Source organism: Empedobacter sp. UBA5036, assembly GCF_002415215.1.
Taxonomy (GTDB): domain Bacteria; phylum Bacteroidota; class Bacteroidia; order Flavobacteriales; family Weeksellaceae; genus Empedobacter; species Empedobacter falsenii_B.
Genome location: NZ_DICC01000079.1, coordinates 1 through 6,879, shown reverse-complemented (window position 1 = coordinate 6,879; position 6,879 = coordinate 1). Strand labels below are relative to the sequence as shown.

9 protein-coding genes and 1 pseudogene are annotated in these 6,879 nt (G+C 30.4%); 2 read left to right on the top strand and 8 right to left on the bottom strand.

Annotated features, from left to right (window positions below):
* A pseudogene (locus B4J88_RS15135) lies at nucleotides 1-185 on the top strand (IS256 family transposase); the annotation flags it as partial.
* Between the two features lie 86 nt (nucleotides 186-271).
* On the opposite strand, the gene B4J88_RS15130 reads toward B4J88_RS15135, so the two are convergent.
* The 3 genes from B4J88_RS15130 to B4J88_RS15120 all read right to left on the bottom strand — a co-directional run bounded on the left by B4J88_RS15130 (nucleotide 272) and on the right by B4J88_RS15120 (nucleotide 2,999).
* Nucleotides 272-925, bottom strand: coding sequence for a dienelactone hydrolase family protein (locus B4J88_RS15130; RefSeq protein ID WP_291068029.1), 654 nt, complete (start codon nucleotides 923-925; stop codon nucleotides 272-274).
* 100 nt (nucleotides 926-1,025) lie between these two features.
* Nucleotides 1,026-2,039 carry a beta-ketoacyl-ACP synthase III gene (locus tag B4J88_RS15125; RefSeq protein ID WP_286494918.1) on the bottom strand — a complete coding sequence of 338 codons (1,014 nt, stop codon included), beginning with the start codon at nucleotides 2,037-2,039 and terminating at the stop codon, nucleotides 1,026-1,028.
* A gap of 84 nt (nucleotides 2,040-2,123) precedes the next feature.
* A complete protein-coding gene (locus tag B4J88_RS15120) occupies nucleotides 2,124-2,999 on the bottom strand; it encodes a DMT family transporter (RefSeq protein WP_286494919.1) in 876 nt (291 codons plus the stop codon).
* 173 nt (nucleotides 3,000-3,172) lie between these two features.
* On the opposite strand from B4J88_RS15120, the gene B4J88_RS15115 reads away from it, so the two are divergent.
* On the top strand, nucleotides 3,173-3,979 hold the full coding sequence (locus B4J88_RS15115) for a TerC family protein (RefSeq protein WP_291068026.1): 807 nt from the start codon (nucleotides 3,173-3,175) through the stop codon (nucleotides 3,977-3,979).
* Between the two features lie 32 nt (nucleotides 3,980-4,011).
* On the opposite strand, the gene B4J88_RS15110 is transcribed toward B4J88_RS15115, so the two are convergent.
* The 5 genes from B4J88_RS15110 to B4J88_RS15090 all read right to left on the bottom strand — a co-directional run bounded on the left by B4J88_RS15110 (nucleotide 4,012) and on the right by B4J88_RS15090 (nucleotide 6,722).
* A complete protein-coding gene (locus tag B4J88_RS15110) occupies nucleotides 4,012-4,239 on the bottom strand; it encodes a hypothetical protein (RefSeq protein ID WP_125350054.1) in 228 nt (75 codons plus the stop codon).
* 48 nt (nucleotides 4,240-4,287) lie between these two features.
* On the bottom strand, nucleotides 4,288-4,632 hold the full coding sequence (locus B4J88_RS15105) for an arsenate reductase family protein (protein ID WP_286494920.1): 345 nt from the start codon (nucleotides 4,630-4,632) through the stop codon (nucleotides 4,288-4,290).
* A 63-nt stretch (nucleotides 4,633-4,695) separates the two neighbouring features.
* A complete protein-coding gene (locus B4J88_RS15100; RefSeq protein ID WP_135837000.1) occupies nucleotides 4,696-4,887 on the bottom strand; it encodes a cold-shock protein in 192 nt (63 codons plus the stop codon).
* Between the two features lie 19 nt (nucleotides 4,888-4,906).
* Nucleotides 4,907-5,332, bottom strand: coding sequence for a cold shock domain-containing protein (locus B4J88_RS15095; RefSeq protein ID WP_038335861.1), 426 nt, complete (start codon nucleotides 5,330-5,332; stop codon nucleotides 4,907-4,909).
* Between the two features lie 331 nt (nucleotides 5,333-5,663).
* Nucleotides 5,664-6,722, bottom strand: a complete 1,059-nt coding sequence (locus B4J88_RS15090) for a 3-oxoacyl-ACP synthase III family protein (protein ID WP_286494921.1) — start codon at nucleotides 6,720-6,722, stop codon at nucleotides 5,664-5,666.
* Nucleotides 6,723-6,879: the final 157 nt, after the last annotated feature.

Here is a 6,879-nt window from a genome sequence, read left to right as displayed (position 1 = left end):
AACTAAACTGTAAAATAAGGAAGTACACTAAAAATAAATTATCCATCCCTACAGATGAAGCTGTTATGAAATCCGTATATTTGGCTGTGAGAGAAGCAACTAAAAAATGGTCTATGCCAGTAAGAAACTGGAGAGTTATTATTGATCAATTTTTAATCCTATATCAAGAAAGGGTTAGACTCTAAAAAGTAGAACCTAACCCAAGCTTAATTTTTGAACTTACACTCTTTAAGAGACAGTCCTTTTTTAGGAAAAATTATAAATGAATCATTTATTTAAAATCATAATTTCTCCTCGCCCATTTTTTACTTGGTTCAATCCATTCATCAAGAGCTTTATAAAGAAAACCATGCTTTAAGCCATTATTTAATTCAATTTCTTTGAAATGATTGATTTTATTGATTGAATTTTCTTTACGTTTTATAGCTGAAACGCCAAATGCATCAGACTTCTCGTAAATGGTTAAAACATTTCCAGAAAATTTTATATCAGGCATTTCTTCTAAATCACTTTCTTGAAACGAACCAATAAATACATAGTTGATTTGAGGATTATTTTTAAAAGTTGATACATATTGCGCAATGTAACCACCTTTCGAAGTTCCTACAACCGTAATATGATTAGGTTTAACACCTGTATTAATCAAACTATCAATTTGCTTAACAACCTTTTTTGCATATTTTATTCCGTCTGTTTTCGGCTTTCTTTTCTCACTAATCACAATAAAACCGTCTTTCTTGAATGAATTCAAAACTTTAGAATACTCAATTTTAGTTTTATAGACTGTATCATAATCTCCATCGTTATGCGTTTCTAAATATTTATTATGGAGAAAAAAGATATAATCTTGATCCTTTACATTTTTTGATATTTTATGTTGCGAACAACTCATTAAACCAATTATGAGAATCAATAAATATTTCATTAATAATTTTTTAAATCAATCAAATATAACCAAAAAACCCTCACTAAAAAGTGAAGGTTTTTTTTATATTCTAAATTTGTAAATCTAAATTCAAACTTACTTACCAGTTCATCAAAACAGAGCCCCATGTAAATCCTGCTCCAAAAGCAGTCATCATTACTAAGTCACCTTTTTTGATTTTACCTTCTTGTTTTGCTTCACTCAATGCAATAGGAATAGATGCTGCCGTAGTATTTCCGTAACGCATAATATTGTTATAAACTTTCTCATCTGGTAATCCCAATTGTTTTTGTACAAATTGAGAAATACGCAAATTCGCCTGATGTGGAATAAATAAATCTAAATCTTCTGGCTTTTTATTCGCAGTCGATAAAGCTTCGATAATTGATTCTGGAAAACGAGTTACCGCATGCTTGAAAACATAGTTCCCATTCATATATGGATAAATCTCTTTTTTAGTTAACGTATTACCTTCTTTCAATAATTCGTCTGACCAACCTGTTTTTGTTCCAGGGAAAGTAACTGCTAATTCTTCGGCAAATTCACCTTCAGAATGTAAATTAGTCGATAAAATTCCACGTCCTTCTTCTTCCGTTGCCGAAACAATTACTGCTCCTGCTCCATCTCCAAAAATTACTGAAACGCCACGACCTTCATCCGACATATCCAATCCGAATGAGTGCACTTCTGCTCCAATCACCAAAATATTTTTGTAAACTCCTGCTTTTATAAAAGCATCAGCCGTTGATAACGCATATACAAAGCCAGAACACTGGTTACGAATATCCATTGCCCCAATTGTACGACAACCTAACTCTTTTTGCACCAATACACCATTTCCAGGAAAATAATAATCGGGAGATAAAGTCGCAAATAATATAAAATCAATATCTTGAGCAGTGATTCCTGCATCTTCTAACGCATTTTTAGCCGCAATAACTCCCAAATCTGTAGACGAAATCTTAGAACCTGGCTCGATATGTCTTCTTTCGACAATCCCTGTACGTTCCTGAATCCATTCGTCATTGGTATCCATCACTTCAGCTAAATCAAAGTTTGTAACAACTCTTTCGGGAACATAATGCCCAACACCTGTAATAATAGAGTGTATCATGTGATTATGGTTTACTTTTCAATTGAAGCAAAGATATTAAATGATAAGCATTCTTTAAAACAAATGCGTCTTTTTGACAATAAATTATTTAGAAAATCTTGTTTTTAATATTCCGTTCATAATGATAGAAAGTACCATTACCCCTGTAGCAATATAAAATATAGGATTCATATGTTCTGAATCTCCAAAAATAAGACTTGCCAAAATGATGCCATAAACTGGTTCTAAATTTACGTTCAACATCAACGTAAAAGCACTAACATGTTTCAGCAAATCAACTGATTCTATTTGTGCAAAAGCTGTAAAAATGACGCCAAGCAAAGTCAACCATCCTAAGTTTGACCAACTTATATTTACAACTTCAGAAATAGCTTCTGGCTGAAAAAGAATCATTACCACCGAAAGTGTGATAACTCCACCAATCATTTCGTATAAAGTAACTTTAGTTGGTTTGATTGACTTTGGTAATCTCGAATTAAGAACTGCAAATAATGCCGATAGAAAACTACACAAAATACCAATGATAATTCCCAATTTATAATCTTCTGGTGATGCATTAAAAATAACAGCTACACAAGTGGAAACGATTATAGCAAGAATTATTTCGAGCAGATTAATTTTTCGTTTAAAAAAAATAGGTTCTAAAATCGCACTAAAAAGCGCGCCCATCGACAACGTACTCAACGCAATTGAGATATTAGAAAGTTTAATCGACAAATAAAATGTAAACCAATGTATTCCTACAATTCCACCGATAGCAAGTAATTTCAACAATTCGTTTTTAGTTACCTTGAAATCCATTTTTCTGAACTTCATATAAATAAAAACAGCAATAGCCCCAATAAGAACACGATACCAAACCATTGACAACGCACTCATTGTAACTAATTTTCCGAAAACTCCTGTAAATCCCCAAAGAAGTACGAGAAACTGCAACCGAAGTTGAACTTTTGAAATCATTCTAAGTCTTTTTCGCAAAAGTAAAGTTTAATTCTATATTGCTAAAACGATTTGATTGATTTAATCTGTAAATAATTTTGTATAAGTTCTAATATTAAATTAACATTAAATAATTATTACTCAAACTTTAATTCTTATTCTTCGTTGTATTTTCGAAACTTCAAAATTAATCGATGGATTTTAGTATTTTTTTACAACCAGATGCATTAATTGCATTATTTACATTAACAATGTTAGAAATCGTTTTAGGGATTGATAATATTGTTTTTATTTCTATTTTGTCAGGAAAATTGCCTGCACATCAACAAAAGAAAGCACAACAGCTTGGTTTATTTTTAGCCATGTTTACACGTGTTATCCTTTTATTCTCACTAAGTTGGGTCATGAGTCTTACCACTCCTCTATTCAATATTGGCGAATGGATTGGCATTACTTCAACCGAATGGTTAGAAAAATTAGCAATCTCTGGTCGAGATTTGATTTTACTAATCGGAGGATTATTCTTGATTTATAAATCGACTGTAGAAATTCACCACAAAATAGAAGGTGTTGAAGAAACCGGAGGAAAAGTGAAAGTCCATTCTTTTGCAGGAACTATCGTACAAATCTTAATTTTAGATATTGTTTTCTCATTAGATTCTGTAATTACAGCAGTTGGTATGGCAGAACATATTGAGGTTATGATTGCGGCTGTAATTATTGCTGTTGCAGTTATGATGCTTTCAGCAAGTGCGGTTTCTAAATTTGTGAACGATCATCCAACGGTTAAAATGTTGGCTTTATCATTCTTATTATTAATCGGCGTTTCGTTATTAGCAGAAGGGTTTGATCAACACATTTCGAAAGGATACATTTATTTTGCCATGGGCTTCTCTGTTTTAGTCGAATTCTTGAATTTGAAAATGAAGAAAAAACATTCGAATCCAGGAATTGTTCGAAATATGGTTGGTGATGCAGAAGAACAAAACAAAAATATATAATACAAAAAAGAGTTTTTTTCAAAACTCTTTTTTTATTTATTCTCTAAAATAGTTTCGTTTTCAGCTTCAACTTTCTTTTCATATTTTTTTCGGATATATTCTGCAGCCAATGTTACGGCTACTCCACCAATTATTCCATATATTGAACGTTTTCCCAAAAATTTAGCTACCGTTACTCCCGTTGTAGCGGCTGTTGTTAATAAACCTATTTTAGTTCCTTTCTCCGTTTGATTTTTTGTTAATGCATCTAAAATTTTCATAGCTTTTTATGTTTAGTCTTAGAAATACTTACAATTATCAAACCATTTTTATTTAATAAAATTTTCTACCAATTCTTTTGGACGACCTACTATTCCACTTTTTCCATCTGTCACTATTGGACGTTGAATCAATTTTGGATATTCAACCAAAGCATTCAAAATTTCATCATCAGAAAGTTCATTTCCTTTAAAATTTATTTTCCAATCTTCTTCATTTGTCCTTACTATATCAATTGGTTTTAGATTTAGTCTTGTTAAAATAGTTCTCAATTCATCTTTCGTCAAAGGCTCTTTCAAATATTCTCTTATTTCAAAATCTTTTCCAGACTCTTCCAAAACCTTTACTGCATCTCTACTTTTTCCGCAACGCGAATTATGTAATATTGTGTACATAAATACTCTTTTAGAAATTAAATATAGTTCAAAAAAAAGAATCCTTATATAAGGATTCTTTTTTTATTTTCTTTTTACATTAACAGCCATAAGACCTTTTTTTCCTTTTTCAATATCAAAAGTAACTTGATCATTTTCATTTACTTTGTCAATTAATCCAGAAACATGTACAAAAACATCTTCACCTCCGTTTGCGTTAGAGATAAAACCAAACCCTTTTGATTCGTTGAAGAATTTTACTGTTCCTTCTTGCATAGTTGTATATTTAATTAATTTATTTTTTTGATATTTGAATTGCTCTGAATCCTTTTTCAGACATTTCTTTTTTGAACTGTACTTGATCTCCTACTTTAAGTAATTCTTTTGATTCTTTGAAGTGGAAGAAGATTTTATCGTTAGAAGCTGGTACTTTAATAAAACCAAAACCTTTTGAATCGTTGTAGATATCAACCATACCTTCTATAAAAACATCTCTGTTATCAGATTCAAATCTTTTATTATTCAGCAAATCGGCTTCTTTGTCTTGTAAATGAGGTGGTACATCTGTAAAATTACCAAGTACATCAACATAGACAATCATATCTTCTAATGATTTTCCTTTGTTGTTATTCTCTTTTCTATTCTCTCTTTTGTTTAATTTTTCTAATTTTTTTAAAGCTTTCTTTTTGCTATTTTCTTTTTTAGATGTAGAATCTGCCATAAATGTTTGTATAGATTTTTTGTTTTTAATACTGATAAAACCTAAGAAAACATGAATTAATTATCCGACAACATTTATATTATAATGTAGTAAAACTTACAAGTATACGTTTTAGAAAACAGAAGTTAAAATTATATTGACTAGGTCAATTAGTGAATTAAAAAAAGTAAAATAAAGAATACAATTGTAAACTATTAAGACAAAATATCTTCTTAAGTACGTTGCAAAGGTAATAAGTTTTAATGAATTAAATGGTATTAATTTCTAGAGAATTCTATATGATAAAAAGTTCTAATCTAATTGTGATTAGAACTTATCATGATTGATATCGTTAAAATTGGTAAATAAACGTGTTTATATTCATGCCTGCGCCAACAGATGCAAATAATACCACATCGCCTTCATTTATCTGGTGATTTTCTAAATCATTATCCATAATCATTTTCAAAAGAATTGGAATTGTTGCCACACTACTATTGCCAAGTTTATGAATATTCATTGGCATAATATTTTTTGGCACATCTTGATCATATAAACTATAAAAGCGTTTTACGATTGCTTCGTCCATTTTTTCGTTGGCTTGATGAATCACTATTTTACTGATATCGTCAATATTATATGAGCTATCATCAACACATTTTTTCATTGCTAAAGGTACTTTGGATAAAGCAAACTCATAGATTTTTCTACCATACATTTTGATGTATTTGGTATTCGGACATTTTTCTGAATTATACGATTTTCCAAAAAACAGATAATCTTTTTCTTCGTTTGCATAAGAGGCAGATAAATGGGCTTGTATTCCTTTATTGTTTGTAGAAGCTTCTAATATTGCTGCACCAGCGCCATCTGCATATATCATTGTATCTCGGTCGTGTTCATCTACTACTCTCGAAAGAGTTTCAGCACCAATTACCAAACATCTTTTTGCTAATCCAGCTTTTATAAATGCATTGGCTTGTATAACACCTTCTACCCAACCTGGACAACCAAAAATAACATCGTAAGCAACACAATAAGGATTTTGAATTTTCAATAAATTTTTTACTCTTGCAGCAAGACTTGGCACCATATCAGACTGAATCGTATCGTGTTTTACATCTCCAAAATTATGAGCGAATATAATATAATCAATAGTTTCTGCGTCGATATTTGCATTTGTGATGGCTGAAGCAGCTGCCATATAGCCTAAGTCTGATGTTACTTGATCTTTTCTGGCATATCGACGTTCTTCTATTCCTGTTATTTGTTTTAATTTATGCGAAATTGTAGCATTATTTTGATCTAAAATTTCTCCTTGTTCATTAAAAAATTGATGTTCTTCAAAAAAATGATTTGATATTTTTTCAGTTGGAATATATTTTCCTATTCCTATAAAGTGATTTGTCATATATATTTTAGATAACAGAGTTAGAATCTGCTATCGGATACAATCTCGGGATAACTTTAAGAACTATTGCTATAAAGTTACATTTTTAACTTAAACTTTATATTTATACCAAAATTATATCTTATAAAATATTAAATTAACCCGTTGTGCATTTTAA